Genomic DNA, 2,064 nt, shown 5'->3' with positions numbered 1-2,064 from the left:
ACCTCGTGAATTTCAAGCGGCCGCGCGACTATGTTTTCGTCGATGACATTCCGAAATCTCCCGTCGGAAAAATCCTGCGCCGCAAGCTCTCGGCCGGCGAATACGAAGTCGACACATCAATCAACCCGAAAGAAACAACGAAGGAGTAACCGATGACCGAACTGACCCATCGCGGCCAGACGCTGTTGCAGGACCTGGACGGCTTCTCGATCGAAGTCGATGAACAACGCGAGCGCGCCGACATCATCCTGCATCGTCCGCCGTTGAACGTCATTTCCATGCACGCACGCGACCAGTTGCGCGCGGCCTTCGAAGCACTCGATGAAGACGACCGCGTGCGCGTGATCGTCGTGCGCGCGAACGGTGAGCATTTCTCGAGCGGCGGCGACATCAAGGGCTTTCTCGAAGCATCGCCGGAACATGTGTCGAAACTCGCGTGGAACATCGCGGCGCCGGCGCGCTGCTCCAAGCCTGTTATCGCGGCGAATCGCGGGTTTTGTTTTGGTGTGGGCTTCGAGTTGTCGCTCGCGTGCGACTTCCGTATCGCGACGGACACCACGTTCTACGCGCTGCCGGAACAGAAACTCGGGCAGATTCCCGGCTCGGGCGGCTCGGCTCGGTTGCAGCAGATGGTGGGCGTTGGCAGGACCAAGGACATCGTGATGCGCTCGCGCCGCATTCCAGGCAAGCAGGCATACGAGTGGGGCATCGCCGTGGAGTGCGTGGCCGACGCGCAGCTCGAAGCCACGACCGATGCGCTGGTCGATGAGCTGCGCGCGTTTTCGCCGTTGGCACAGCGCACGGCAAAAAAGCTGCTCAACGATACGGAAGATGCGCCGCTCTCGATTGCCATCGAACTTGAAGGGCATTCTTACAGCCGGTTGCGTACGTCGGATGACTTCCGTGAAGGCGTTGAGGCGTTTCATAGCAAACGCAAGCCGGTGTTTCGCGGCAGCTGACCTTTATCCATAACAAACAGGGGACTTGCATGGAGGCGTTCGACTACGTGATCGTGGGCGGCGGGTCGGCGGGATGCGTGCTTGCGCATCGGCTATCGGCCGTGCCGTCGCTGCGTGTCGCGTTGATCGAAGCGGGCGCGGACACGCCCCCGGGCAACGTGCCCGCAGCGATCCTAGACAGCTATCCCATGCCTGTGTTTTGCGGTGATACCTACATCTGGCCTGGACTGAAAGCCCGGGCTACAAGGCAAGCTGCTGAACGTGTGTACGAGCAAGGCCGTGTCATGGGCGGCGGTTCGAGTATCAACGTGCAATCGGCTAATCGCGGCTTGCCGCGCGACTACGATGAGTGGGCCGAGAACGGCGCGCCGGGCTGGGCGTGGGACGAGGTCCTGCCGTACTTCCGCAAGCTGGAAAGCGACGCAAATTTCCCTGCTGACCCGCTGCACGGCAAGGACGGTCCCGTTGCGATTCGCCGCATCATGCCTGATGAGTGGCCGCCGTTTTGCCACGCGTTTGCGAAGGGTTTGAAGAGCAATGGATTCGCGACACTGCAAGACCAGAATGCCGAATTCGGCGACGGTCTGTTTCCCGGGGCGTTTTCAAACTTCAACGACCGGCGTGTGACGACAGCGACGGCTTACCTCGATGCCGCCACGCGCAAGCGTCCGAACCTGTCGATCTTCGCGAACCTTCGCGTTGAACGCATCCTGATGAACGGCGTGACCGCGCATGGTGTTCTAGCAGTAGCGGCGAATGGCGAAAAGATCAAGTTCGAAGCGCGAGAAGTGATCCTGGCAGCGGGCGCGCTGCAGTCGCCCGCCATGTTGCTGCGGGCGGGTATCGGGAATTCGAAGGAGCTCGATCAACTTGGTATTCGCTGCGCGATCGATTTACCCGGCGTCGGAAGGAATCTTCAGGACCATCCGTCGCTGACGTTTTGCCATTTCCTCGAACCGCAGTTCCGCATGCCGCTCACGCGTCGTCGCGCGAGCATGACGGCCGCGCGATTCACATCTGGCCTGGAAGGGTGCGACGTCTCGGACCTGTATTTATCGAGTGCAACGCGCGCCGCATCTTCCAGGCCATCGACGAGCCGTTGAGC

Annotated in this window: 1 protein-coding gene and 1 pseudogene; both read left to right on the top strand. The window is 61.0% G+C overall.

The genetic code is table 11. The features are described from left to right. Window positions 1–152: 152 nt before the first annotated feature. A complete protein-coding gene (locus ACFFAR_RS31620) occupies window positions 153–959 on the top strand; it encodes an enoyl-CoA hydratase/isomerase family protein (RefSeq protein WP_062171441.1) in 807 nt (268 codons plus the stop codon). A gap of 29 nt (window positions 960–988) precedes the next feature. Beyond that, window positions 989–2,035: pseudogene (locus ACFFAR_RS31615) on the top strand (GMC family oxidoreductase); the annotation flags it as partial. Window positions 2,036–2,064 lie beyond the last annotated feature (29 nt).

The organism is uncultured Caballeronia sp. (genome assembly GCF_964243625.1).
Taxonomy (GTDB): Bacteria; Pseudomonadota; Gammaproteobacteria; order Burkholderiales; family Burkholderiaceae; genus Caballeronia.
Note: the sequence above shows the minus strand (reverse complement) of the source record. Positions and strands in the feature narration are given on the sequence as shown.

Excerpts from the sequence above, each read along its gene's own strand:
- ACFFAR_RS31620 (WP_062171441.1), top strand. The coding sequence starts at position 153 with ATGACCGAACTGACCCATCGCGGCCAGACGCTGTTGCAGGACCTGGAC.